Here is a 23,849-nt window from a genome sequence, read left to right as displayed (position 1 = left end):
TATGCACGTCCACACCATCACCGACCGCCAGCACGACCACGCCTTCCTTGGCGCGGGCCACCAGAAGAACGAGCGCCGCGCGCGCGCCGTCATCGCGCTCACCTTCGCAATGATGGTGGTCGAGGTCGCGGCCGGCATCGCATTCGGGTCGATGGCGCTGCTTGCCGACGGTATACACATGGCGACCCACGCCGGCGCACTCGCGCTCGCCGCCGCGGCCTACGCCTATGCGCGTCGCCACCTTCACAACCCGCGTTTCGCGTTCGGGACCGGCAAGGTCGGCGACCTATCCGCCTTCGCGAGTGCTATCATGCTGGCAGTGTTCGCGGCGCTGATCGGCTGGGAGTCGATCGAGCGGCTGTTGAATCCGGGACCGATCGACTTCGGCGACGCTACGCTGGTCGCGGTGCTCGGCCTGATCGTCAATCTGGCGAGCGCCTGGATGCTCGGCGGCGGGCACGGACATGATCACGGGCACGCGCACGGCTCCGGCGAGCACCATCATCACGACAACAACCTGCGCGCGGCCTATGTCCATGTCCTCGCCGACGCACTGACTTCCGTGCTCGCGATCTTCGGGCTCCTCGCCGGCCGCTATGCTGGTTGGGTCTGGATGGACCCTATGGTGGGCATCCTGGGCGCGGTCGTGATCCTGCGCTGGTCGTGGGGGCTGCTCCGCGACACCGGCGGCGTGCTGCTCGACGCTGTTCCCGATGAGAAGCTGCCGGTTGCGATCCGCGACGCCCTGGAAAGGGGTGGGGACCGCGTGACCGACCTTCACGTCTGGCGGGTCGGTCCCGATCACAATGCGGCAGTCATCAGCCTCGCCAGCGCCGACCCACGCCCGCCTGCGCACTACAAGGAGCAGCTCGTGCGCGTAGGCAGGCTTTGCCACCTCACCGTTGAAGTCGAGCCCCAATGAAAGAATCGGCCGGGCCGCGTTCGGTCCGGGAGCGGGGATAACCAGCAGGAATGCACCATCAGACCAGCCCCGAAATGCAGGCATGCATGGACGCCTGCCACGACTGCCATATGACCTGCCTGTCGATGGCGATAAACCACTGCCTGGAGTTAGGCGGCCGGCATGTCGGCCGCAGCACATGCGGATCATGCTCGACCGCGCGCAGATTTGCAGCGTGGCGCTCGACCTCATGGCCCGCGGTTCCGAGCATCACCGGCATATCTGTCGCGAGTACGCCGAGATCTGCCTCGCGTGCGCGGCGAGCTGCCGGGAGGTCGGCGACATGGACAAATGCGTCCACGCCTGCCTCCGGTGCGCGGAATCGTGCGAGAAGATGTCTGCCTGATGGCCGCTCGCGTGGGCGGTGCGAGCGCCGCCCACACCCCCTTGACCTTACCATCGTTGGAAGCTCCATCTCGGCTTCGAGGACGGAGCCGGCCGATCGGCAAAGGCAATGTTCGCGCCCTTTGACGAGAAGCCCCTCGCCTATGAACGCCGCCATTAATCGCCCCAAAGATTGAGGAGCGGGAAGGAGGCGTCCGCGCCTCCCTCCTTTTTGCGTTAGTGACGCGCGAAGATTTTCTGTCCGTTTGGCTCGAAGGCGACAACGGTGTAGCGCTGGGCCTTCATTCGCGGGACTTTCCATGCCAGGCGAGCCTATCGGCATTCCGCTAACCGCAAGACCCTTTATGCCCGCCGGACCGTCGCGAGCGCCCGCTTCATATCGGCGATAGGAACATGCCCCTCGAACGCCATGCCGTCGATGATCGCGGTATGGCAGGAAGACAGCGCGGCGGGGATGCCGAGCCGGATTTTCAACTGGGCGTGGTTAGAAGCATCAACCATCCGCACATCACGTTTGAACCGCGCTTTTACCTGCTTGGCCCAATCTTCGCGGCAACCGCAGCCGGGGTCGCGGTGAACAAGGATCGGTTCAGCAGCCATCGCCCATACTGGCATCGCGACCGTGAGCGCGAATGCCATTGCGCGGATTGTCTTCCTAGAATGCTCCCGATCGATAGCGCTACCGTCGCGCCAGCATGGCTTCCATTTGCGCGATCTCGTCGCGCTGAGATTTGATGATCTGCCCACACAAGGCAACAAGCTCCGGGTCGGAGAGAGACGCCTGCTCGCACATCAGGATGGCGCCCGAATGGTGCGGAATCATGGAGCGTAGGAACGCGCTATCGCCAATCGTCGTCTGGGTACGGATCAGCGCGAAGCTGCCGAAGAACGCGACTGCCGATCCGACAAGCAGCAACGCATTGAGGCGCTTCGACGGAAACATGTCCCGCATAGCGACGATCATCAGCACGACCATCGGTGCGACCATCATCAGCGTCATGTAGAGCATGTTGAGGTTGTTATAGAAGCTCGACAGCCGGTCGATCATCACGAACATGACCAAATACATGATCACGCCGCTGATCACGATCTGGAGCGCAAGGCTGCGATAAGAACCCATCATCGATTTTCTCCTTGTCGTCTCCCCGGATCGAGCCGCTAGAACCAAGCTCGCACCCCCAGCACCAAGCTAGTCGATGAAGGATTCTCGCCGGCAGCGCGCGCGAAGTCGGCGGTCTCGCCGATCTTTCGATCGTACGAAATTCCAACATAAGGGGCGAACTCGCGCGCGATCTCGTAGCGCAGGCGCAATCCAAGCTCGATGTCGGACAAGCCTGAACCAATGCCGTTCTCGGGCACGTCCTGGGCGGCGAGGTTGAACTCGGCGCGCGGCTGCAGGATCAAACGCTGGGTAATGCGCTGGTCGTAATATCCTTCGAGCCGCGCCAAGACATCGCCCTTGTCTGAAAGAAACAACGCGCCCTCGACTTCGAACCAGTAAGGCGCCAGACCTTCGAAGCCGATCGTCGCGTAGGTGCGAGACGGATTGGGCTTGAAGTCGTAGCGGATGCCGGCCTGAAGGTTGAAATAGGGTCCGATCGCGCGGCTGTAGAGGGCCTGGATCTCGGCGTCCTCGACACCCTCGCCGAATGCACCCGAACCTTCGGACTTGACGACAAACCGGTTGATGTCGCCCCCGAACCAGCCCTCGCCGTCCCAGCGGAAGCCGTCGCGACCGTCGCGGACCTGATATTCGGCGAGGTTGAACATGATCTGCGAGAATTTTCCGCCGCCATGTTCGCTGCGCAGCGTTTCGCGCGCAGGCATCATCGCCTCGCGGCCCCAGACGCGATCGGCGTAGCTGGGCTCGGGCGCTGCCGGCGCGGGTGCATCGCCTGCGGGCAGCGCGGTGCCGCCGGTGCCCATGTCCTGCGCGCCGGCAGCCATGCCGGGCATTGCGGACATGTCATGACCGGCGTGCGAATCGGCTTGCGCTGGCGTGGGCGAGGCCGGAGTGGACGGAGTGCAATGCCCCATCTCGGCATGTTCGGGCGGACAGGTCGGATCGCCGGCGGGCGCGGTCTGTGCATCGGCGGGTTTGACCGGCGGCGTCGCCCTCGGTGCGGGCTTTGCCGCTGGCTTCGCCGCAGCGCGCGGCTTGGCCGCAGGTTTGGGCTTGGTTGCCGGCTTGGCCGGCATCTTCATGCCCGGCATGTTCGAATGACCCATGGTCTGCGCCGTGCCGGGCGCAGCGAACGCCAATGCAGACGCTGCAGCGAAAAGCAGGAAAATCTTCATGCCGCATCTCTTCCGCGCGGCCGGACGGTGACGACCTGCATCATGCCCGCGTGCATGTGATAGAGCATGTGGCAGTGGAACGCCCAATCGCCGACCGCGTCGGTGGTGACATCGAATGTCACGGTGCCTCCCGGCTGGACCTGCACAGTATGCTTGCGCGGCGCATATTCGCCGTGCCCCGTCACCAGCTCGAAGAAGTGACCGTGCAGGTGGATCGGATGGCCCATCATCGTGTCGTTAACCAGAGTGACGCGGACGCGCTCGTCCTTGAGGAACGGGATCGGCTCTTTGACCTCGTTCAGCTTCTCGCCGTCGAACGCCCACATGTAGCGCTCCATGTTGCCGGTGAGATGGATCTGCATCGCGCGATCGGGAGCGCGAACGTCGGGGTTACGCTCCACCGCCATCAGGTCGCGGTAAACGAGCACCTTATGACCGACATCCGCCAGTCCCTGACCAGGCTCGCCGGTGCGGTCCATCGGCATCGGCGAGATGGTCTGCACCGTCGGCGTCTTTTTTACGCCGGGGGCATTGGAAAAATCGCGCATCGAATGGTTCATGCCGCCGGCGCCCGACATGTCATGGCCCATCGCCGCGTGATCAACCGTCCCTTCGGCCGCAGGAGCCGCAGCTGGCGTGCAATGCCCCATCGCCGCATGCTCCGGCGGACAGTTCGGATCGGCGGCTGCAGCGGAGGCGGCCGACGCCGGGCCCGCGCCCATCGCCGAATGATCCATGCCCTGCATCGACCCGTCGCCCGCGGGCGCACCGCCCATGTCGCCCATGCCCATGTCCTTCATGGTGGCGAGCGGACGTCCCCTGAGCGGCGGCACAGCGGCCGCCATGCCTTGGCGCGGCGCGAACGTGGCGCGCGCCATGCCTGACCGATCGACGCTTTCGCCGACCAGCGTGTACGCACGGTCGTCCGTCGGCTCGACGATCACGTCATAGGTCTCGGCGACGGCGATCTGGAACTCGTCGACCGTCACCGGCCGGACATTCATTCCGTCGGCCTGGACGATGGTGAGCTTCAGACCGGGGATCCGCACATTGAAGGTGGTCATCGCCGAGGCGTTAATGACGCGCAGCCGCACGCGCTCGCCCGGCGTAAACAAGCCCGTCCAGTTGTCGCGCGGGCCATGACCGTTGACCAGATAAGAATAGGTCGAACCCGTCACGTCGGAAACATCGGTGGGGTCCATCCGCATCCGGCCCCATTCGAAGCGTTCCTTGGCCGACTGGCCTTCCCCGCGCAGCAGACCGGCCAGCGTCTGCTTCTGATAATTGAAATAGCCGCCCTGCTGCTTGAGCTTCTTGAAGATGGTGTGCGGGTGCATCTGGCTGTGGTCAGACAGCACGACGACATGCTCGCGATTCGACCGGATCGGGTCTTCGCCCGCCGGATCGATCACGATAGGGCCGTAATGGCCAAGCTGCTCCTGCAGACCGGAATGGCTGTGATACCAATAGGTGCCCGCTTGCCGGACCGGGAACTCGTAGATGAATGTCGAGCGTGGTTTGATGCCCGGGAAACTGATACCCGGGACGCCGTCCATGTGGAACGGCAGGATTAGCCCGTGCCAGTGGATCGAACTGTCCTCGTCGAGCGCGTTTTCGACATGAAGCCGGACATTCTGCCCCTCGCGAAGACGGATAAGCGGGGCGGGGACGGTGCCATTGATGCCGATGGCATGGCTGGGACGCCCGTCGATGGTCATCATCTGGTGCGCGATGCGAAGACGGATGTCCTGGCCCGAAACCGTCGGCAAGGGCCGCACGATGCCGGCCGATACGGGTTGGGCCCAGGCCGGGAACCAGGAAGCGACAGCAGCCGTCCCGCCTAAAGCGGCGCTACCGCGCAACAAGGTTCGGCGGTCGATCAATGCGGTCATTTCAAATCCTGCTGGGTCGGCGGTATGGCTGATACGCGTGCGCTTGCTCCGTCCCTCAAACGTCCGCTCGATTTCATGTGAGGCAGATGGGGTTTGACACAGTGTCAGGGTCAACCCCTTAAACGGATCGGTTGATGCGATCCGCCAGTTTCTGCCGAGCCCGATAGAGCCGCGTCTCCACCGCTTTTTCGCTGATGCCGAGGGTTTCGGCGGTTTCGGCTTGGCTCAACCCCTCGATCGTTCGCAGCACAAGCGTCTCGCGCAGGTTGCTCGGGAGTGTGGCAATGGCGACAGCGACGCGGTTCAATTCTTCGCGGGCGCCAGCGACCGTCTCGACTGACGGTGTTTCGTCTGTTGCATCCGACGGGCGATCCAGCGGCAGTATTGTCCAAATCAAGCGACGCACCGCCCGTCGGCGCCGCCAGTCACGCGCCTTGTTGATCGCGATGCGCGACAGCCACGCGCGCATCGGCCGGCCCATGTCATAGCTGGCAAGCGCGCGATACGCGGCGACGAACGCCTCTTGAACGATATCGAGTGCCTCGTCGTCGTCGCCGATAATGCGAGCGACGAGCCGATGCAGCGGCTCCTTATGGCGGTGAACGATTTCGGCAAACGCGGAGTGCCGCCCGGCAAGGGACAATGCGGCAAGCTCGCCGTCCGTCCGGTCGGCAAGCGTATCGTTCACCGTGCGTCTTCGGTCAGCGCCTTGGTCACCGCGGCATCGAATTTTTCCGCCTGATCCGGCCGAAGCAGCGCCCGCATCGCAAAAATATGCGCGAGCGTTTCCTTCTGAAGCTCTCCCATAGTTCGGTGCGAGGCGTCGACCGCAGCCGCGACGCGGGGACCGTTGCCGTGCTCGGCAGTGATCGCGTCGGCAAGGCGGGCATTTTCGGAGCGCATCTCGAGCTCAAGCGCGCGGCGGCGAATGACGAACGCGTTCTCCAAGGCTTCGAGCTGCCGTTCCTGACCCGCATCGAGTGTAAGCTCGTCGTGAAGGACCGCATGCAACTCGGCACCGGGTTGCGCGGGTGGCGTGACAAACTGCCGTCCGACAAAGACGCCGACAAGGGCTGCAAGAAAGGCAAGAATTGCGACAAACGCTATGCGCCGCCGATTCATCGCGGTTCAGTCAGCAGCGAGGAAGGCGCAAGCGGGCTCGGTGCCCCGAGGGGCGACAGAGCAGGAGCAGCCTGCGCGTCCGCCGCCGGGACGACATTGCTGAAAACACCGAGCGTCAGCGCCAGCCCCATCGTTATGAGCGCCGTTCCCGTTCCGATCGCAGCGGCCGGCTGCCTTGCAATCGCGCTCAGCACGCGGTCTTCCAGACCCGTGAGGCCCCGATACGGCGCATCCGACGCCAGGCGCGCGAGGGCATCATCGATGTTAGTGTTCATATCGCCTCACTATTACGCTGCGCCTCACTATCACGCTGATCGTCATACGCGCCAAGCCGACGCATCCCTCGCCGACATTGTGTGAGGGGTGCACGACAGCGCTGCGTATCCGGAGCATATCCCACAGGAGATCGACATGAAGTTCAATCCGACCGCGGCGATCATCGCCACCCTCGCCACGTTGCTCACACCAGCAGCAGCGTTCGCGCATCCCCGGCTCGTCGCAGCTACACCCGCCGCCAACGCGACCGTCGTGCGCACGAATACCATCAGGCTGACCTTCAGCGAGCGGTTGGTGCCGAAGCTCTCGACCGCCACGCTGATCATGACCGGCATGCCGGGCATGACCAACCACCGCGACATGAAGATGACGGGCGTCACCAGCGCCGTTGCGGCCGATGGCAAATCGATCGTGCTCACCGCGGCCAAGCCGCTGCCTGCGGGCAGCTACCGTGCGGACTGGGTCATCGTTGGCGCGGACACGCATCGTATCACCGGCAAACACAGCTTCAGCGTCCGCTGATCATGGCTACCTGGGTGGCGATCGGCCTGCGTTTCGCCGCCTATGCCGACCTGATGCTGCTGGCCGGCCTGGCCTTGGGTGGCGGCCTAGGTCGTCATGCGCCTGCCATCGGCAGCCGCGTGATCGGCTGGCTGGCCGCGCTGGGCGCGGTCATCACCCTTACGCAGTTCGGCGCGACCTGTCTGGCGATGACGGGCAACGACATTGCTGCGCTCGACCGGGAGATGCTCAAGTTCATGGCGTTCGAAACGCCGATGGGCATATCGCATATCGTTCGCACTGCAGCACTCGGCCTGCTGGCGGTGCTGTGGAGCACCCGCCGCGCGGGACGACCGATCATCGCTGCGCTGGCGCTGGTTGCGCTTGGGTCGCTTGCCTGGAGCGGCCACGCGGCCGCGTCCGAAGCTGCGCTGGGCTGGATGCATCGCGCAAGCGACATAGTTCACCTCGTCGCAGGTGCGATGTGGATTGCAGCGCTGGTGATGTTCGCGCGCATCCTACTGTTTGATTTCGAGGCGCCGGGAGCAATGGCGCCCGCAGTGTCCGCGCTGGAGCGCTTCTCGGGTGTAGGCACGATCATCGTCGGCGCGATTGTCGTCACCGGATCGATAAATCTGCTCGCCATCGTCGGCGTCGACGGGCTCGCGGCCACGTTTGGGACTGCCTATGGGAAACTGCTCCTGCTCAAGCTTGCCCTGTTCGCCGCGATGCTCGGTCTGGCGGGATTCAACCGATGGCAGTTGGTGCCGGGTATCAGGGCGACGCTGGGTGGCGGGGAGCAGTTGACCGCCGTGCGTGGGTTGCGGCGGGCGATTATGGCTGAGACCACGCTGGCGGTCCTCATTCTCGCGGTCGTGGCGATCCTTGGCACATTGTCTCCGATCGATTGACCGGTACCGCGTCGTACATGTCCGCGTTATCATTTTGCCTTCTCTTGAGAGCCGCGACCACGAGGCCGGTGCCTGCGAACGACATGATGTCGATGGGCATGGCGGCGCCCAACCCGAACGATCCGCCCGCGACCCAAGGCTACAAGCAGTCGATGAACGACATGATGACGAACGTGCCGGCGTTCACGGGCGAGGCCGACGTGGACTTCATGCGTCACATGAAGGTTCATCACGGGCCCGCGATCACGATGGCGGAGACCGCGCTGTGCCACGGCGACGATCCCACAAGCGCGGGCACCGGCCGAGAAGATCATTCCGCGATCAGCGCGCCGTGATCGCCTAAATCGACGCTTGGTTGGCGGCCCAGAACTAGGTAGCTTGACCCTGACATGATGTCAGACACTATTGGAGGGTCATGGAGGACGACTCGATGACCGATGCCGACCACGCCGCCCATCACGGGCATAATTGCTGCGCGACCAAGGAGGCTGCCGCGTCCTCTAAGACGCCGGTCACAGATCCCGTGTGCGGAATGACCGTCGATCCCGCGAAAACGGCACATCACGCCTCGCACGACGGCGACGACTATCATTTCTGCAGCGTGGGTTGCCGAACGAAGTTCGTCGCCGCTCCTGACAACTATCTAAGGGATGTGCCCCGTTCCGAACCCGAGGCGACCTCCGGGGCGATCTGGACATGCCCGATGCACCCGGAGATTCGCCAGGAGGGACCGGGCACCTGCCCAATCTGCGGCATGGCGCTTGAGCCCGAAGAGCCCTCGCTCAACGATGCGCCCAATCCGGAACTGGTCGATTTCACCCGCCGCTTCTGGGTGTCCGCCGTTCTCGCCGTGCCGCTTCTGATCGTGTCGATGGTCGCCGAGATGCTGGGCATCCGGATCGTAAGCCCCGGCGCCTCGCCCTGGGTCCAACTCGCGCTCAGCGCACCGATAGTTCTATGGGCGGGCAAGCCCTTCTTCGAGCGGGGCTGGGCGTCGATCCGGACGCGCCGTCTCAACATGTTCACGCTGATCGCGATCGGCGTCGGCGCCGCCTTCCTCTTCAGCTTGGTCGCGACCTTTGCGCCCGGGCTCTTCCCGCCGACCTTCCGGATGCACGGCGGCATGGTCCCGGTCTATTATGAAGCCGCGGGCGTGGTGGTGACGCTCGTGCTGCTAGGGCAGGTACTGGAACTGCGCGCCCGCGCAGCGACCGGCCGCGCGATTCGCGCGCTGATGGACCTCGCCCCCAAGACCGCGCGCCGCATCCGCGATGATGGGTCCGAGGAAGAGGTGTCGCTGGGTAACGTGGCAACGGGCGACAAGCTGCGCGTCCGCCCGGGCGATGCGATCCCGGTCGATGGCGTGGTCGTCGAGGGCCGCTCTTCGGTCGACGAGTCGATGCTGACCGGTGAGCCCGTGGCGGTCTTGAAGGTGGCAGATGATCCCCTGACCGGCGGGACCGTCAATGGGACCGGCAGCCTCGTCATGGAGGCCCGAGCGGTCGGCGCGGACACGATGCTCGCGCGGATCGTGCGCATGGTAGCCGACGCGCAGCGTAGCCGCGCACCGATCCAGACGGTCGCCGATCGCATCTCGGGCTGGTTCGTGCCGCTGGTCGTCGCCATCGCGGTTGTTGCTTTCATTGTCTGGAACTTCGTAGGGCCGGAGCCACGCTTCGGCCATGCGCTGCTCAATGCCATAGCGGTCCTGATCATCGCTTGTCCCTGTGCGCTCGGCCTAGCGACGCCGATGTCGATCATGGTTGGCACCGGACGCGGCGCGCATGCCGGCGTTCTCGTCAAGAACGCCGAAGCGCTGCAGGCGCTGGAGAAGGTCGACACCCTGGTGATCGACAAGACCGGCACCATTACCGAGGGCAAGCCGAAACTGATCGCCGCGCAAGCCCTTGAAGGTCATGACGAGGACGACCTGCTCGCCCTCGCGGCGGCGGTCGAGGCGCAGTCCGAGCATCCGCTGGCGCACGCGATCGTCACCGCTGCGAAGGAGCGTGGCCTGACCATCCACAAGGCTGCTGATTTTGACTCGCAGACTGGTCTCGGCGTCAGCGCAACCGTCGACGGTCGCGCGGTGGCCATCGGCAACGCCGCGCAGCTCAACCGGGTGGGCGCTGAGCCATCGGCGCTGGAAGCCGCCGCGGACTCGCACNGGAGGGCGGGAGCGGGCGTGATGTTCGTCGCGATAGACGGAGCGCCCGCCGGCCTGCTTGCGGTCGCCGATCCGGTTCGTGCGACCGCACGGGAGGCCATCGCCGCCTTGCGGGCGGAAGGAATGAAGATCGTGATGCTCACCGGCGATAATCAGGCGACCGCCGACGCGGTGGCGCGCGCGGTCGGCGGCCTCGATGACGTCCGTGCGGACCTGCGGCCAGAGGACAAGGCGCGGATCGTCGGCGAATTGAAGGCCGCTGGATCGAAGATTGCGATGGCCGGCGACGGCATCAACGACGCGCCGGCGCTGGCGGCGGCGGACGTAGGCCTTGCGATGGGCACAGGAACCGACGTCGCGATCGAAAGCGCGGGTATGACGCTTACGCGCGGCGATCTCACCGCTATCGTGCGCGCGCGCAGACTCGCCGACGCCACGATGCACAATATCCGCCAGAACCTGTTCTTCTCGTTCCTGTTCAACGGGATCGGCGTTCCGGTCGCCGCCGGCATCCTCTATCCGCCGTTCGGAATCCTGATGTCGCCGATGTTCGCGGGCGCGGCGATGGCGTTGTCCTCGTTCACCGTGGTCGTCAACGCGCTCCGTCTTAACCGGGTGAAGCTATGAAGATCGGTCCGGCGTCGGAGGCGAGCGGCGTCTCCCAGCGTATGATCCGGCACTATGAGAAGATCGGGCTAGTTCCCGTAGCGCCACGGCGCGACAGCGGCTACCGGGATTATTCGGACGCCGACGTCCATCGACTGCGCTTTATCGCCAATGCGCGAGACTTGGGGTTTCCGATCCAGGAGATCAGGACGCTGCTCGGCCTATGGAGCGACACCAGCCGGTCGAGCGCCGACGTCAAGGCGCTCGCTACTGACCGCGCCGACGAACTTGGCCGCAAGGCGGCTGCGCTTCAGGAGATGCGCGGCGTCCTGCTCGATCTGGCCGCGCGCTGCCACGGCGACGATCGTCCCGATTGCCCGATCATCGAGGATCTGGAGCGCCGCTGAGCGGATGGGGTATCTTCATTTCGCGTTGGCGGACGACCAATGGATGTGGGCGATCCGCCAGACCCCGTTCTCGCGGCGCAGAATCATGGTTTCGGTCGAGCGGCTGTTGATTGCACGCTTCTTGTAGGTTCCGGTAACGGTCGATTCGCTGGCGATCCACGCCACGACTCCCGTTGCATTCCCCGTGGTGCGTGTGACCGATCGCTTTGTTCCTTTCGCAAATGCGGCATCGGCGGGAAGATGGTGCGAAGCATATTCCGCCTTGGTCCGCTCGACGCCACCGCTTTCGTAGATGAGCGCGTCATCGGCTAGCAGCGAAGCAGCAGCCGTCTGATCGCCCCTAGCCAGAGCCGCGTGAAACGCTGTGACCACCTCGCCCGCGTCGCGTGCGGCCGGCTCGGCGATCACCGCGCGAGGCGCGGCAGCAGGAGTCTGGTCGTGAGCAAATGCCGGCGCAGCCGCGAGTAGCGCAGCTATGCACAGACCAAGTTTTCGGAAATTGTGGTTCATCTTTCTCTCCTGTCGCGGTCTGTCCATCAAATCGAGATACGCGCCTGCGGCGGAAGCCCCTCACATCGACAAGGCTGGCTGAACAAATTCAATTAGCCGCCAGATGTTGCGCGCGCGGGGTTCAATTGATGGGTTCTGATTTCGCTCGGCCACGCCCCGGTAGTTTAGGTGGCGCGGCGCGGCGGCGAACGACAGCAAGCAGCGCCGTTAGACAGTTCTAAAGTAGTACAAATGGCGACACATATTCGTTATGTTTATCCAGCGTGGGGCGCCATTTTCCAAAAAAGGCTTTGTGGATAGCCGTCGGCTCCGTTGCGGGCGCTGGCGGCGCGGGCCGATCGCGGCCGGCGCCCAGGCGATTCAGCGGTTGAGGCCGATCAAGATGCCGCCGCCCACCACCAGCGCCAGGCCGGCGAGGATCAGCACCATCTCCCTGTGCGTCTTCTTCTCGCCGACGATGAAGATGCCGCCCAGCGTGGCGATCACCACGTTCATCTGCGACAGCGCGAATCCCGTGGCCACGCCGTTGCGCTGGGCCGAGACGAGATAGGCCAGCGCGGCGATCGCGAACACCAGCCCCGCCCCCAGATTGTGCACCGTCTTGATCGACCATGGCCGGTCCCCGCGCGCGAACAGCGAAAGGAGGACGGACATGGCGAACATGCCGATCGCCTGCGGCAGGAAGGCGCTCCAGCCGTCCAGGTCCCGCACGCGCGGGAAATAGGAATAGCCGACATAGCCGAGGGACGAGATCAGCAGCGTCGTCATGCCGGCCTTCATGTCGCCGCCGCGCGTGGCGTCCTCGTGCCGGGTCGTCAGGAATATCCCGACGATGATGATCGCGATGGCCAGCCCGCCCAGCAGCCTTTCCCCGGCGGTGGGCCATTCGCCGAGCAGGAGCACCCCCACCAGCGACGTGTCCAGCAGTTGCAGGCCGGTCGAGATGGGCAGCGCCTGCGACACGCCGATCTGGCCGTAGGCGCGATACTGGTTGAACTGGCCGAACGCCCAGCACGCCCCGGAAAGCGCGCCGAACAGCAGCGCGGCCGGCCCGATCTGCGGCCGCACGATCAGGACCACCACCACCGCCGCGATCAGCGTGCCCAGCGTGGTGCCCAATATCTGCTGGATGGGCCGGCCCCCGGTCCAGGCGACCAGCACGGGAAGGATGCCCCAGAACAGGGCGGGGACGAGCGCGATGAGGATATCGGCGCTCACGCCGCCGGCGCCATCAGCCGTTGTGCATGAAGGCGGGATAGAGCGTCATGCCGCCGTCGACGAACAGGGTGATGCCGGTGACGTAGGACGACTGGTCCGATGCCAGCCAGGCGGCGGCGTTGGCGACGACCTCCGGCTCGCCGGCATAGCCCATCGGGATGATGCTCTCGAGCGCCGCCTTCTTTGCCGGATCGGCCATCTTCTCCTTGTTGATCGGCGTGTTTATGGCCCCCGGCCCGATCGCGTTCACGCGGATGCCCAGCGGGGCATATTCCATCGCCAGCGTCTGGTTCAGCAGCTTCACCCCGCCCTTGCTCGCCGCATAATGGGCGAAGGTCGGCCAGGGTATCCGCTCATGGACGGAGGAGAGGTTGATGATGCCGCCCCGGCTCTTCCGCGCCACGAAATGGCGGAGCGCGGCGCGCGCGCCCAGGAAATAGCCGGTCAGGTTGACGTCGATCACCTTGCGCCAGTTCTCCAGCGTCATCTCGTGGCTCGGCACGGGATTCTCCATGCCCGCATTGTTGACGAAGACGTCGAGCCTGCCGAAGCTGTCGAGCGCGGCCTCCACCAGGCGGGTCGCGCTGGCTTCCTCCGCCATGTCGGCCTGGACCGCGACCGCGCTCGCCCCGGCAGCCACAATCGCGGCCACGGTGGCGTCGGCGCCCGCCTTGTCCGAATTATAGTTGACGACAACGTTCATGCCTTCCTCGCCGAACCGGCTGGCGATGCACGCGCCGATTCCCTTGGAAGATCCGGTAACGACGGCAACCTTGCCCTGAAGGTCCGAGTAGATCATGGGCCGATCTCCCTGCCACGCGAAGCTGCGCTATCCGCCGGATGCTTGCGCCGACTGTATTTTTAGCAGAATCAGGCGATTTAACGAGGATGATTATTTCGGGAGGACTCCACGGGGCCGGCCCGCCGCGCGGAACTTGCCTGTTTCCTCCAATTGTCATCAAATCGTGACAGACGGGCCGGATTCGCGCGCACGATGCGGCGCATGGCATATCCGACATGGCATATCTCAAAAGTGGACCCAATCGCATGACGACCCGGTTTGCCGCCACTCCGCTCCCCCGGATCCAGGACGAATGGCAGCGCTGGATCGCGGAAAATCTGCTGCTGGGCTCCGATGCCGCGCCCATTGCCGAAAGGCTCGCCGCGCTCGGCGCCCCGCCCGCCGTCGTCTCGGCCGAGATCGCGGCCGCTTCCTCCAGCCCCTATACCCAGGCGGGCACGGCGATCGCCGCGCGGCTCGCCAAGCGCGACTGGATATTGGAATCGCTGGCGCGCCTCGCGGCGCTCCGCCCCCCGGAGGTGCCCGTCCTCGAACGCCCGGCGCCGGGGGCCTTCCTCGGGGATCATTATGCCGCCAACCGCCCGGCGATATTGACGGGCCTGATCGACCACTGGCCCGCGCGGCGCTGGACGCTCGACCATATCGAGGCGCTGGCCGGCAATCCCGAGATCGAGGTGCAGACCGGCCGGCAGGAGGATGCGGACTATGAGATCCGCTCCAACCACCACAAGACGCGCATGCCGCTGGCCGCCCTCCTCGGCCGGCTCCGCTCGGGCGAGCCCAGCAACGATTATTATGTCACCGCGAACAATGGCGGCCACAACCGCTCCGCGCTGGCGCCGCTGTGGGAGGAGATAGGCGACCTGCCCGGCTTCCTCGTCCCCGATCCCACGCGCGACGGCTTCTTCTGGCTGGGGCCGAAGGGCACGATCACCCCCTTCCACCACGATCTCACCAACAATTTCCTCGTCCAGATCATGGGCGAGAAGCGGGTGACGCTGGTGCCGCTGTGGGAAACCCAGCGGATGCAGAACCATATGCACTGCTACAGCCGCTGGAGCGGGCCGGAAGCCTTCGCCGGCCTGCCCGAGGGCCAGCGGCCGACCGCCATCACCTGCACCATCCACCCGGGCGACATCCTCTTCATACCCGTCGGCTGGTGGCATCATGTCGAAGGGCTCGACACCAGCATCAGCCTCTCCTTCACCAATTTCGTGTGGGAGAATGATTTCTACACCGCCTATCGCAGCTACGGCGCGCTGTAGGCCCGCTTTCCGTCCCCCGGCAACGCGGGGCGGCCGCCGGCCCGCGTCATCATTCCGTCATCGCCTGTAATCCGCCTGTCATCGAATCGTCGGCGCGCGGTCATCAAGCGCTGCCACTGGCCCCGTTGAGCGAAGGGAGGGCAAGCCCTTCGACGAAAAGGGGTTCTCATGATCGATCTTTCGAACCGCTCGCGCGGATCGCTCGCGTGCGCGCTGCTCGCGGCCACCATCTTCTCCTCCCCCGCTTTCGCCGGCACCCTGGCGGGCACCGTTCTCGACGCCAGCGGCACCGGCAGCCTGCAGGGGGCAGAGCTGGTCCTCAAGGAGCTGGGCCGCCGCACCAATGCCGGCCCCGATGGCGCCTATCGCTTCGCGGACGTCCCGGCCGGCTCCTACACGCTCGTCGCGCGCTATGCCGGCGCGGAGGATTATCGCGCGGACGTGAACGTCGCGCCGGACGGCATCACCCGGTCCGACGTGCGCCTCTCCCCGGCCGCGGGCGGCGCCACCATCCTCGTCGTCGGCCAGCAGGCCAATCTCGGCAGCTCCATCTCGCGCCAGCGCGCGGCGGACGGGGTCGAGAACGTGCTGACCCGCGATGCCGTCGGCCAGTTCCCCGACCAGAACGTCGCGGAGGCGCTGCGCCGCGCGCCCGGCATCAACGTGCTGAACGATCAGGGCGAGGGGCGCTTCGTCTCCGTCCGCGGCCTCGATCCCAACCTCAACGCCGCCTCGATCAACGGCACCCGCGTGCCGGCGCCCGAATCCGATGTCCGCTCGGTCGCGCTGGACGTGATCCCGTCCGAGCTGGTGGAATCGATCGAGATCAAGAAGACGCTGACGCCCGACATGGACGCCGACACCATCGGCGCCTCGATCGAGATCAACACCACCAGCGCCTTCGATCGCAAGAAGCCGTTCGTCTCGGTCTCCGCCGAGGGATCGTTCAACGACAAGACCAACGAACTGCGCCCCAAGGGCAGCGTCGATTTCGCCACCAGGATCGGCGACGATTTCGGCATTTCCGGCGGCCTTTCCTACTATAAGCGCCGCTTCGCGACCGACAATATCGAGGCCGAGGGCTGGGACGAGGACGATGGCGTCCGCTATTTCGAAAAGCTCGAATATCGCGATTATGACGTGACGCGCGAACGCCTCGGCGGGTCGCTCTCGCTCGATTGGCGGCCGAGCGACACCACCACCCTGTTCGCGCGCGGCCTCTACAGCCGTTTCGAGGACCAGGAATTCCGCAAGCGCCTGATCTTCGACGTGGGCGATGCCAAGCCGGTCGGCGGCACCGGCACCCGCGCCGATTTCGTGTCCGGCGAGGATGATGACGAGATCAAGGTCGAACGCGACCTCAAGGACCGTTACGAGGTCCAGAAGATCATGACCTATTCGATCGGCGGCAAGACGGAAACCGGCCCCTGGACCTTCCGCTACGAAGGCGCCTACGCCAAGTCGAGCGAGAAGGAGAACGGCTCGATCGATCCGATCGCCTGGTCCCGCGACTTCGACGATGAGGACCCGCTGGGCGTGACGTTCGATTTCGCGAACTACAAGCGCCCCGGCTACAGCATCACCCAGGGCGGCGACATCTTCTTCGATCCCGAGGAATATGAATTCGACAAGGTGGAGCGGACCACGCTCAGCCTGTCCAGGGACCGCGAATGGAGCGGCCGCTTCGACGTGACGCGCGATTTCGCGCTGGCCAGGGGCGAATTCTCGATCCAGGCGGGCGGCAAGGCGCGGCTCCGCCGCAAGACCTACGATCTCCAGAAGGATATCTACGAGGATAATGACACGACGCTGGCCGAAGTCCTCGGCAAGCAGGATTATTCGCTCGCGCTGATCGATCCGGTCCCCGGCTACAAGCCGGTGCGCAAGTTCCTCGGCAACGGCTTCGACCAGTTCACCCGCAACGATATCGACAGCGACTTCGAATCCGCCGCCTCGGATTATCGCGTGGATGAGGATATCTATGCCGGCTACCTGCTCGGCCGCTACGAGGATACGCGGCTGCGCGTCGTGGGCGGCGTCCGCGTCGAGCATACGAAGAACGACATTCGCGGCAACCTTGTCGAGCTGATCGAGGAAGGCGCCGACAATGGCGACGATCTGGTCGAGGTGAGCCCGCTCCGCTTCAAGCGCAGCTATACGGACGTGCTGCCCAGCGCCGCCGTCCGCTACCAGCCGGCCCGCGACGTCGTGCTGCGCCTGGGCGCGTTCAAGAGTGTCGTGCGCCCGACGATCGGCAAGCTCGCCCCGCGCTTCCTGATCGAGGAAAGCGACGATGGCGAGCGCGAGGGCGAATTCGGCAACCCCGCGCTCAAGCCCTATCGCGCCTGGAACATCGACGTGGCGGCGGAATATTATTTCGCCAGGAACGCCGTCGTCCAGGCGGGCTTCTTCTGGAAGGACATCAAGGACTTCATCGTCGATCGCAACCATGACGATCCCGGCGTCTTCAACGGCATCGCCTATGACGAGGCGACGATCCCGGAAAATGGCGACTCCGCCAGGGTGAAGGGCATCGAGTTCAGCTTCCAGCAGGCGTTCACCTTCCTGCCGGCGCCGTTCGACGGCCTGCTCGCCAATTTCAACTACACCTATACCGATGCGGACGGCCGGCTGGCCGACGGGCGCAAGATACCGCTGCCGTCCTCGGCCAAGAACACGTTCAACGTGGCGCTGGGCTACGACAAGGGGCCGATCAGCTTCCGCGTGGCCGGCACCTATCGCGACTCCTATCTGGACGAGCTGGGCGACGACGCGGATGAGGATCGCATCGTCACCGATCACTTCCAGGTCGATGTCAGCGCCAAATATCGCGTCACCAAGCAGGTCCAGCTCTTCGTCGAATGGGTGAACCTGTTCAACGAGCCCTATACCGCCTACCAGCGCGGGCCGCTGAGCCGTAACCTCCTGCAATATGAGGAATATGGCTGGACGGCAAAGTTCGGCGCGAAGGCGACCTTCTGATGCGCGCGCTGATCCTCGCTCCGCTGGCGGCACTCGCGGCCTGCGCCACCGTTCCGCCCGAACCGCAACTGCCGCAGGGCACGGCCGCGCGCGGCGATCCCGCCAGGGCGGTGCCGGCGGCGCTGGAAACGATCGTCACCACCAATCCGCGCGTCGATGCTGACGATCCCGCGCTCTGGGCCGATCCCCGCGATCCGGCGCGCGCGGTGATCTTCGCCACGGACAAGACGGACGGCCTCTACGTGCACGACATGGACGGCCGCGTCCGCCAGTTCCTGCGCTCGGGCCCGCTCGACAATGTGGACGTGCGGGATGGCTTCCGCGTCGGCGGCAAGGATTATGTCCTGGTCGCGGCGATGGAGCGCAAGCGCTTCGGGATCATGACCTTCCTGTTCGATCCCGATACGCTGGAAACCCGCCCCTACGGCTTCATCCCCACCGACATGGGCGAACCCTACGGCTCGTGCATGGGCAAGCGCGGCGGCAATTTCTACGTCGTCGCCAACAACAAGGCCGGCGGCATCTTCCAGTATCGCATCACCGCGGGCCCCTCCGGCCCGGTGGCGACGCTCGAACGGCGGATGAAGGTCGCGACCCAGCCCGAAGGCTGCGTCGTCGATGAAAAGGCGGATACCCTCTATCTGGGCGAGGAGGATGTCGCCATCTGGCGGTTCGATTTCGATCCCCGGGGGTCGGCCGATCCGATGCAGGTCGCGGTCGCGGACGGCATCCGGCTGACGGCGGATATCGAGGGCCTCGCCATCCTGCGCGATCGCGGCGTCGATTATCTGATCGCCTCCAGCCAGGGCGACGCCACCTTCCCCGTCTGGCGGATCGAAGGCGCGAACCACGTCTATGTCGGCCGGTTCGCGGTCGAAGGCGGGGCGATCGATGCCGTCACCGGCACGGACGGCATCGATGCCTGGAGCGGCCCGATCGGCCCCTTCCCCGAAGGCGCCATCGCCATGCACGATACCGCCGATGGGGACGGCCCGCAGCAGAACTTCAAGGTCGTGGACTGGCGGGACGTGCGCCGCGCGCTCGGCCTCTGATCCTCCCGCCATGATCGGCGCCCGGCCCGGCACCCCTTATGCCGGCGCCGGGCGTCGCATCCTGCCGCGCGATCATTCGGGCGGGGGCACCCAGCCGCCGCCCAGCGCCTTGAACAAGGTGATCCGCGACGTGCCGAGCTTCTGGGTGGAATCGGCCAGCGCCGCCCGCGTATCGATCAGCGCGCGCTGCGCATCCAGCAGGTCCAGATGGGATATGGACCCCGCCCGGTAGCGCCGGTCGGCAAGGCCATAGGCCGCGTCCGCGCGGATGCTCGCCTCCGCCAGCGCATGGTTGCGGCGGTCCTCCGCGCCATAGAGCGCCAGCGCCTGCTCCACCTCCTTCAGCACCGCCAGCACCTTGCCGTCGAATGCCGCCAGCGATGCATCGGCTCCCGCCTCGGCCTGGCGGATGCGCGCCCGCGCCACCGCCATGTTGGGGAAGCTCCAGGATAGCAGCGGCCCGACCGAGAAGGAGAAGGAATCCCCGCCCCGCACCTGATCGTTGCGGAAGAATCCCGCCGATCCGCCCAGGCTGACGCGCGGATAGAGATCGGCCATCGCCACGCCGATGCGCGCCGTATCGGCCGCCAGCCGCCGTTCCGCCTCGCGCAGGTCGGGCCGGCGGCGCAGCAGCCCCGTGCCGTCGCCGATCGGCAGCGCCGCCGCCGGCGCCGGCGGACGGGTGCATTGCGCCGCCTCCGCCGGGACGTTGGCGGGCGTCTCGCCCAGCAGCGCGGTCAGCTCGTAAAGCGCCGCCTGCCTTTGCCCTTCCAGCGGCGGGATCGCCGCGCGGGCGTTGGCGGCGGCCGTCGCCGCGCGCNCCACATCCAGGCGGCCGGCCGCGCCCGCCTTCTGCCGCGTGGCGATCAGCTTCAGCCCGTCCTCGGCGGTGGCAAGCGATTGCCGCGCGATCGCGATCGATGCGCCGAAGGAACAGGCGTCGGCATAGGCCCGCGCCGTTTCCGCCGCCACCGCCACGCGCACCATGTCGCGCGCGGCCTCCACCGCATCGGCATCGGCCCGCGCCGCCGCGATCGTCCGGCCGACGCGGCCGAACAGGTCCGCCTCCCAGGCGATCGCCATCGTCCCGCTATAGGTCCATTGCCGCCCGCCCTGCGGAAAGCCGCCGGCCACGGCATCGCCGTAGGAGACGCCGCCGCTCGCGTCCGTGGTCGGCAGCCGGCCGGCCACGGCCTCGTCCGCCACCGCGCGGGCGCGGGCGAGGTTCGCCGCCGCGACGCGCAGGTCGGCATTGGCGGCGAAGGCCCGCGCCACCAAGCGGTCGAGCACGGGATCGTCGTAGAGCCGCCACCACGCATCCGGCAGCGGGGCGGCCGCGTCCGTCGCCGGGGCCGCCGTCACGAAGCGATCGGCGGCGGCCGGCGGCGTGGCCGGCGGGCGATAATCCGGCCCCATCGCGCATCCGCCGAGCGCCAGGGCCGCGAGCCAGGAAAACTTATGCATGGCCCGCCTCCATCGTCCGCAACTCCCTTTCGCGCGGGCTTGCCTCCGTCGCGCGATGGTCCCGCGCGATCAGGCTGTAGATCGTCGGCAGCACGAACAGGGTGAACAGCGTGCCGATCAGCATGCCCATCACCACGACGATGCCGATCGCGAACCGGCTGGATGCGCCGGCCCCGCTGGCGAAGAGCAGCGGCACCAGCCCCGCCACCATCGCCGCCGTCGTCATCAGCACCGGCCGCATCCGCACCGCCGCCGCGCGGCGGATCGCGGTCGTCCGGTCCAGCCCCTCGCCATGCTGCATCTCGTTGGCGAAGCTCACCATCAGGATGCCGTGCTTGGATATGAGCCCGATCAGGGTGACCAGGCCGATCTGCGTGTAGATGTTGAGCGTCGCGAACCCCAGCCACAGCGGCAGCAGCGCGCCGCACACCGCCAGCGGCACGGTGACGAGGATCACCAGCGGATCGCGGAAGCTTTCGAACTGCGCGGCCAGCACCAGGAAGATCACGATCAGCGCGAAGCCGAAGGAAACGGTCAGCCTGTCCCCTTCCGTCACATATTGGCGGCTGTCGGCAAGCCAGTCGATCGTCGTTCCCGGCGGCAGCGGCTGCGCCTTCAGGAAGTCCACCGCCTGCCCCATCGTCACCCCCGGCGCCAGCACGGCGGAAAGGGTGGCCGAATTCATCTGGTTGAACTGCGGCAGCCGGTTCGCCTCGGGCCGCATGTCGATGCGGACCACGGTGGCGAGCGGCACCATCTCGCCCGTCTTCGCCTTCACATAGTAACGGCCGAGATTGTCGGGCGTCAGCCGCTGGTCGCGCGGCACCTGGGTGATGACGTCGTAGGAACGGTCGTGCCAGTTGAAGCGGTTGATGTAATTCTCGCCCACCAGGATGGCGAGCGTGTCGGCGATCGCCTCCATCGTCACGCCCATCTCGCCCGCCTTGGCGCGATCGATGGTGATGCGCGCTTCCGGGCTGTCGAAGGCGAGGTCGCTGTCGACGAAGGCAAACAGGCCGCTGCCCCAGGCCGCGCCCTTTATCCCCTCCATCGCCGCATAGATGGCGGGAAAGTCGTCGGACGAACGGATCACCATCTGCACCGGCAGGCCGCCGCTCGATGCCGGCAGCGCCGGCGCCTGGAACGCCGCGGCATAGACGCCGGTGATGGCCGCGCCCTCCCCGTTCAGCTGCGCCTGCACGTCGTCCGCGCTGCGGTCGCGGTCGGCCCATTCCTTCAGGATCACGCCGCCGAAGCCTTCATTCTCGCCATCGGTGCCGTTGCCGAACCAGCTGCTCACATATTCGGGCAGCCGCCGGAACATGCGCTCCACCTCATCGGCATAGCGCGCGGTATATTCGACATTGGCATATTGCGGCGCCTTGGTCTGGACGAACACATAGCCCTGGTCCTCCGGCGGGGCGAGTTCCCGCCGCGCGCCGGTGAACAGCACGACGATCGCGATCAGCACCGCCGCCCCCACCACCAGCACCGCCGCGCGCGCCTCCAGCGTCCGCGCCAGCAGCCGGCCGTAGCCGGCCGTCAGCCGCTCCATGCGATGCTCGATCGCGCGCGCCAGCCGCCCTTCGGAAACCTTGGCGTTCAGCAGCCAGGAACTCATCATCGGCGAAAGGGTGAGCGCCACCACGCCGGAAACGATCACCGATCCGGCCAGCGTGAAGGCGAATTCGCGGAACAGCGCGCCCGTCAGCCCGCCCATCAGGCCGATCGGCGTATAGACCGCGGCCAGCGTTATCGTCATCGCGATCACCGGCCCCACGATCTCGCGCGCGCCCACCAGCGCCGCCTTAACCGGGGAAAGGCCCTCCTCGATATGGCGGTGGATATTCTCCACCACCACGATCGCGTCGTCGACGACCAGCCCGATCGCCAGCACCATCGCCAGCAGCGTCAGCAGGTTCAGCGAAAAGCCGAAGGCCAGCATCAGCGCCGCCGTGCCGACCAGCGACAGCGGGATCGTCACCACCGGGATCAGCACCGCCCGGAACGAGCCCAGGAACAGGAAGATCACGATCACCACGATCAGGATCGCCTCGCCCAGCGTGTGGACGACCTCGTCGATCGCGGCATTCACGAAATGGGCGACGTCGAACTGGCTGATGACCTTCAGCCCCGGCGGGGCGACGCGCTGCATGTCGGGCAACAGCGCCTTCACCGCCTTCACGATCTCCAGCGGGTTGCCGTCCGGCGTGGGCGAAATGGCGATCGTCACCGATCGGTGGCCGCTCGTCATCGCGCTGCTGTCGTAATTCTGCCCGCCGATCTCGACGGTGGCGACATCGCCCAGCCGCACCAGCCCGTCCATGCCGCTCTTCACCACCATCGACCGGAAATCCTCCACGCCCGTCAGGTCGGTGGCGGCGGTGATGTTGATGGCGGTATCCTGCCCCTTCAGCCGGCCGGGCGCCGCCTGCACGTTGTTGGCGCGCAGGGCGGCCGCGATGTCGCCGGCGGAAAGCCCGCGCGCCGCCAGCCGCACGGGATCGACCCAGATGCGCATCGCCAGCGTCTGCCCGCCGGATATCTCGGCGGAAGCCACGCCCGGCACCGCCGTTATCAGCGGCTGCGCCACCCGCGACGCGAAATCGGTGATCTGGGGGACGGAAAGCTTGTCGCTCACGAAGGCGACATATTGCACCGCCGATGCGCCGTCGGTGATCTTGGTGATGACCGGATCGTTGGCGCCCTGGGGCAGGCGGTATTTCACCTGCTGCACCTTGGCGAGCACCTCCGTCATCGATCGGTCGGCGTCCGCGTTCAGCACCAGCTTCGCCTTCACCTGGCTCTTGCCCTGGCTGGAGGTGGAGGTGAGATATTCGATGCCGTTGGCGGTCGCGATCGCCTGCGCGATCGGCGTCGTCACGAAGCCCTGCATCACCTGCTGGGTCGCGCCCGGAAAGCTGGTGTCGACCACGATCGTGGCGCTTTCCATGTTGGGATATTCGCGCACGGGGAGCGAGAACAGCGCCGCCCCGCCCACCAGCAGGATCAGCAGGCTGACGACGATCGACAGGATCGGCCGGCGGATGAAGATATCGGTGAAGCGCAT

The 23,849-nt window shown here is 66.0% G+C and carries 22 protein-coding genes; 9 read left to right on the top strand and 13 right to left on the bottom strand.

Going from position 1 to position 23,849, the window contains the following annotated elements; translation table 11 throughout:
- The first annotated feature begins 1 nt into the window (after window position 1).
- A complete protein-coding gene (gene dmeF / locus BHE75_RS04070; RefSeq protein ID WP_070932589.1) occupies window positions 2-922 on the top strand; it encodes a CDF family Co(II)/Ni(II) efflux transporter DmeF in 921 nt (306 codons plus the stop codon).
- A 58-nt stretch (window positions 923-980) separates the two neighbouring features.
- Here the strand turns inward: dmeF and BHE75_RS24360 are convergent, their stop codons facing one another.
- The 8 genes from BHE75_RS24360 to BHE75_RS04030 all read right to left on the bottom strand — a co-directional run bounded on the left by BHE75_RS24360 (window position 981) and on the right by BHE75_RS04030 (window position 6,893).
- Entirely contained in the window at window positions 981-1,262 is a 282-nt protein-coding gene (locus BHE75_RS24360) for a hypothetical protein (RefSeq protein ID WP_191225146.1), read from the bottom strand.
- Window positions 1,263-1,648: 386 nt separating this feature from the next.
- Window positions 1,649-1,945, bottom strand: coding sequence for a DUF411 domain-containing protein (locus BHE75_RS04060; protein WP_368073055.1), 297 nt, complete (start codon window positions 1,943-1,945; stop codon window positions 1,649-1,651).
- 40 nt (window positions 1,946-1,985) lie between these two features.
- Entirely contained in the window at window positions 1,986-2,429 is a 444-nt protein-coding gene (locus tag BHE75_RS04055; RefSeq protein WP_070932587.1) for a DUF305 domain-containing protein, read from the bottom strand.
- A 35-nt stretch (window positions 2,430-2,464) separates the two neighbouring features.
- Window positions 2,465-3,604, bottom strand: a complete 1,140-nt coding sequence (locus BHE75_RS04050) for a copper resistance protein B (RefSeq protein ID WP_070932586.1) — start codon at window positions 3,602-3,604, stop codon at window positions 2,465-2,467.
- Window positions 3,601-5,496, bottom strand: a complete 1,896-nt coding sequence (locus BHE75_RS04045) for a copper resistance system multicopper oxidase (RefSeq protein WP_070932584.1) — start codon at window positions 5,494-5,496, stop codon at window positions 3,601-3,603. Before BHE75_RS04045 ends, BHE75_RS04050 begins: the two co-directional genes overlap by 4 nt.
- Before the next feature lie 118 nt (window positions 5,497-5,614).
- On the bottom strand, window positions 5,615-6,184 hold the full coding sequence (locus BHE75_RS04040) for an RNA polymerase sigma factor (protein WP_070932582.1): 570 nt from the start codon (window positions 6,182-6,184) through the stop codon (window positions 5,615-5,617).
- Window positions 6,181-6,618, bottom strand: coding sequence for a periplasmic heavy metal sensor (locus tag BHE75_RS04035; RefSeq protein ID WP_070932580.1), 438 nt, complete (start codon window positions 6,616-6,618; stop codon window positions 6,181-6,183). Before BHE75_RS04035 ends, BHE75_RS04040 begins: the two co-directional genes overlap by 4 nt.
- Window positions 6,615-6,893, bottom strand: coding sequence for a hypothetical protein (locus tag BHE75_RS04030; protein ID WP_070932577.1), 279 nt, complete (start codon window positions 6,891-6,893; stop codon window positions 6,615-6,617). The genes BHE75_RS04035 and BHE75_RS04030 overlap by 4 nt, the downstream gene beginning before the upstream one ends.
- A gap of 136 nt (window positions 6,894-7,029) precedes the next feature.
- Between BHE75_RS04030 and copC the strand changes: the two genes are divergently transcribed.
- From copC to cueR, 5 genes are all read left to right on the top strand, one after another.
- Complete coding sequence (gene copC / locus BHE75_RS04025) at window positions 7,030-7,416, top strand: copper homeostasis periplasmic binding protein CopC (RefSeq protein WP_070932575.1); 387 nt, start codon at window positions 7,030-7,032, stop codon at window positions 7,414-7,416.
- Window positions 7,417-7,430: 14 nt separating this feature from the next.
- Complete coding sequence (gene copD, locus BHE75_RS04020) at window positions 7,431-8,306, top strand: copper homeostasis membrane protein CopD (RefSeq protein WP_191225145.1); 876 nt, start codon at window positions 7,431-7,433, stop codon at window positions 8,304-8,306.
- Between the two features lie 68 nt (window positions 8,307-8,374).
- Window positions 8,375-8,641, top strand: a complete 267-nt coding sequence (locus tag BHE75_RS04015; RefSeq protein ID WP_070932571.1) for a DUF305 domain-containing protein — start codon at window positions 8,375-8,377, stop codon at window positions 8,639-8,641.
- 95 nt (window positions 8,642-8,736) lie between these two features.
- Window positions 8,737-11,100: a heavy metal translocating P-type ATPase gene (locus BHE75_RS04010; protein ID WP_084653445.1), complete on the top strand. Its 2,364-nt coding sequence runs from the start codon at window positions 8,737-8,739 to the stop codon at window positions 11,098-11,100.
- A complete protein-coding gene (gene cueR / locus BHE75_RS04005) occupies window positions 11,097-11,486 on the top strand; it encodes a Cu(I)-responsive transcriptional regulator (protein ID WP_070932567.1) in 390 nt (129 codons plus the stop codon). Before BHE75_RS04010 ends, cueR begins: the two co-directional genes overlap by 4 nt.
- Before the next feature lie 15 nt (window positions 11,487-11,501).
- On the opposite strand, the gene BHE75_RS04000 is transcribed toward cueR, so the two are convergent.
- The 3 genes from BHE75_RS04000 to BHE75_RS03990 all read right to left on the bottom strand — a co-directional run bounded on the left by BHE75_RS04000 (window position 11,502) and on the right by BHE75_RS03990 (window position 14,013).
- A complete protein-coding gene (locus BHE75_RS04000; RefSeq protein WP_070935470.1) occupies window positions 11,502-11,996 on the bottom strand; it encodes a nuclear transport factor 2 family protein in 495 nt (164 codons plus the stop codon).
- Window positions 11,997-12,356: 360 nt separating this feature from the next.
- Window positions 12,357-13,214, bottom strand: a complete 858-nt coding sequence (locus BHE75_RS03995; protein WP_070932565.1) for a GRP family sugar transporter — start codon at window positions 13,212-13,214, stop codon at window positions 12,357-12,359.
- Between the two features lie 13 nt (window positions 13,215-13,227).
- On the bottom strand, window positions 13,228-14,013 hold the full coding sequence (locus BHE75_RS03990; RefSeq protein WP_015459396.1) for a glucose 1-dehydrogenase: 786 nt from the start codon (window positions 14,011-14,013) through the stop codon (window positions 13,228-13,230).
- A 248-nt stretch (window positions 14,014-14,261) separates the two neighbouring features.
- Between BHE75_RS03990 and BHE75_RS03985 the strand changes: the two genes are divergently transcribed.
- From BHE75_RS03985 to BHE75_RS03975, 3 genes are all read left to right on the top strand, one after another.
- Window positions 14,262-15,281 carry a cupin-like domain-containing protein gene (locus tag BHE75_RS03985; RefSeq protein ID WP_070932563.1) on the top strand — a complete coding sequence of 340 codons (1,020 nt, stop codon included), beginning with the start codon at window positions 14,262-14,264 and terminating at the stop codon, window positions 15,279-15,281.
- Window positions 15,282-15,449: 168 nt separating this feature from the next.
- Entirely contained in the window at window positions 15,450-18,263 is a 2,814-nt protein-coding gene (locus BHE75_RS03980) for a TonB-dependent receptor (RefSeq protein ID WP_070932561.1), read from the top strand.
- The gene (locus BHE75_RS03975; protein WP_070932558.1) at window positions 18,263-19,315 is read left to right on the top strand and encodes a phytase; all 1,053 of its coding nucleotides are present in this window, start codon (window positions 18,263-18,265) and stop codon (window positions 19,313-19,315) included. Before BHE75_RS03980 ends, BHE75_RS03975 begins: the two co-directional genes overlap by 1 nt.
- Before the next feature lie 72 nt (window positions 19,316-19,387).
- On the opposite strand, the gene BHE75_RS03970 is transcribed toward BHE75_RS03975, so the two are convergent.
- Window positions 19,388-20,779 carry an efflux transporter outer membrane subunit gene (locus tag BHE75_RS03970; RefSeq protein ID WP_070932556.1) on the bottom strand — a complete coding sequence of 464 codons (1,392 nt, stop codon included), beginning with the start codon at window positions 20,777-20,779 and terminating at the stop codon, window positions 19,388-19,390.
- Window positions 20,772-23,849: an efflux RND transporter permease subunit gene (locus BHE75_RS03965; protein ID WP_070932554.1), complete on the bottom strand. Its 3,078-nt coding sequence runs from the start codon at window positions 23,847-23,849 to the stop codon at window positions 20,772-20,774. The genes BHE75_RS03970 and BHE75_RS03965 overlap by 8 nt, the downstream gene beginning before the upstream one ends.

The sequence above is a fragment of the Edaphosphingomonas haloaromaticamans genome (assembly GCF_001853345.1).
GTDB classification, from domain to species: domain Bacteria; phylum Pseudomonadota; class Alphaproteobacteria; order Sphingomonadales; family Sphingomonadaceae; genus Sphingomonas_E; species Sphingomonas_E fennica.
Note: the sequence above shows the minus strand (reverse complement) of the source record. Positions and strands in the feature narration are given on the sequence as shown.

Bases quoted from the DNA above. Each gene is read 5' to 3' on its own strand.
- dmeF (WP_070932589.1), top strand. From the start codon at position 2: ATGCACGTCCACACCATCACCGACCGCCAGCACGACCACGCCTTCCTT.
- BHE75_RS04060 (WP_368073055.1), bottom strand. From the start codon at position 1,945: ATGGCATTCGCGCTCACGGTCGCGATGCCAGTATGGGCGATGGCTGCT.
- BHE75_RS04055 (WP_070932587.1), bottom strand. From the start codon at position 2,429: ATGATGGGTTCTTATCGCAGCCTTGCGCTCCAGATCGTGATCAGCGGC.
- BHE75_RS04050 (WP_070932586.1), bottom strand. From the start codon at position 3,604: ATGAAGATTTTCCTGCTTTTCGCTGCAGCGTCTGCATTGGCGTTCGCT.
- BHE75_RS04045 (WP_070932584.1), bottom strand. From the start codon at position 5,496: ATGACCGCATTGATCGACCGCCGAACCTTGTTGCGCGGTAGCGCCGCT.
- BHE75_RS04035 (WP_070932580.1), bottom strand. From the start codon at position 6,618: ATGAATCGGCGGCGCATAGCGTTTGTCGCAATTCTTGCCTTTCTTGCA.
- BHE75_RS04030 (WP_070932577.1), bottom strand. From the start codon at position 6,893: ATGAACACTAACATCGATGATGCCCTCGCGCGCCTGGCGTCGGATGCG.
- copC (WP_070932575.1), top strand. From the start codon at position 7,030: ATGAAGTTCAATCCGACCGCGGCGATCATCGCCACCCTCGCCACGTTG.
- cueR (WP_070932567.1), top strand. From the start codon at position 11,097: ATGAAGATCGGTCCGGCGTCGGAGGCGAGCGGCGTCTCCCAGCGTATG.
- BHE75_RS04000 (WP_070935470.1), bottom strand. From the start codon at position 11,996: ATGAACCACAATTTCCGAAAACTTGGTCTGTGCATAGCTGCGCTACTC.
- BHE75_RS03990 (WP_015459396.1), bottom strand. From the start codon at position 14,013: ATGATCTACTCGGACCTTCAGGGCAAGGTTGCCGTCGTTACCGGATCT.
- BHE75_RS03985 (WP_070932563.1), top strand. From the start codon at position 14,262: ATGACGACCCGGTTTGCCGCCACTCCGCTCCCCCGGATCCAGGACGAA.
- BHE75_RS03980 (WP_070932561.1), top strand. From the start codon at position 15,450: ATGATCGATCTTTCGAACCGCTCGCGCGGATCGCTCGCGTGCGCGCTG.
- BHE75_RS03975 (WP_070932558.1), top strand. From the start codon at position 18,263: ATGCGCGCGCTGATCCTCGCTCCGCTGGCGGCACTCGCGGCCTGCGCC.
- BHE75_RS03965 (WP_070932554.1), bottom strand. From the start codon at position 23,849: ATGCGCTTCACCGATATCTTCATCCGCCGGCCGATCCTGTCGATCGTC.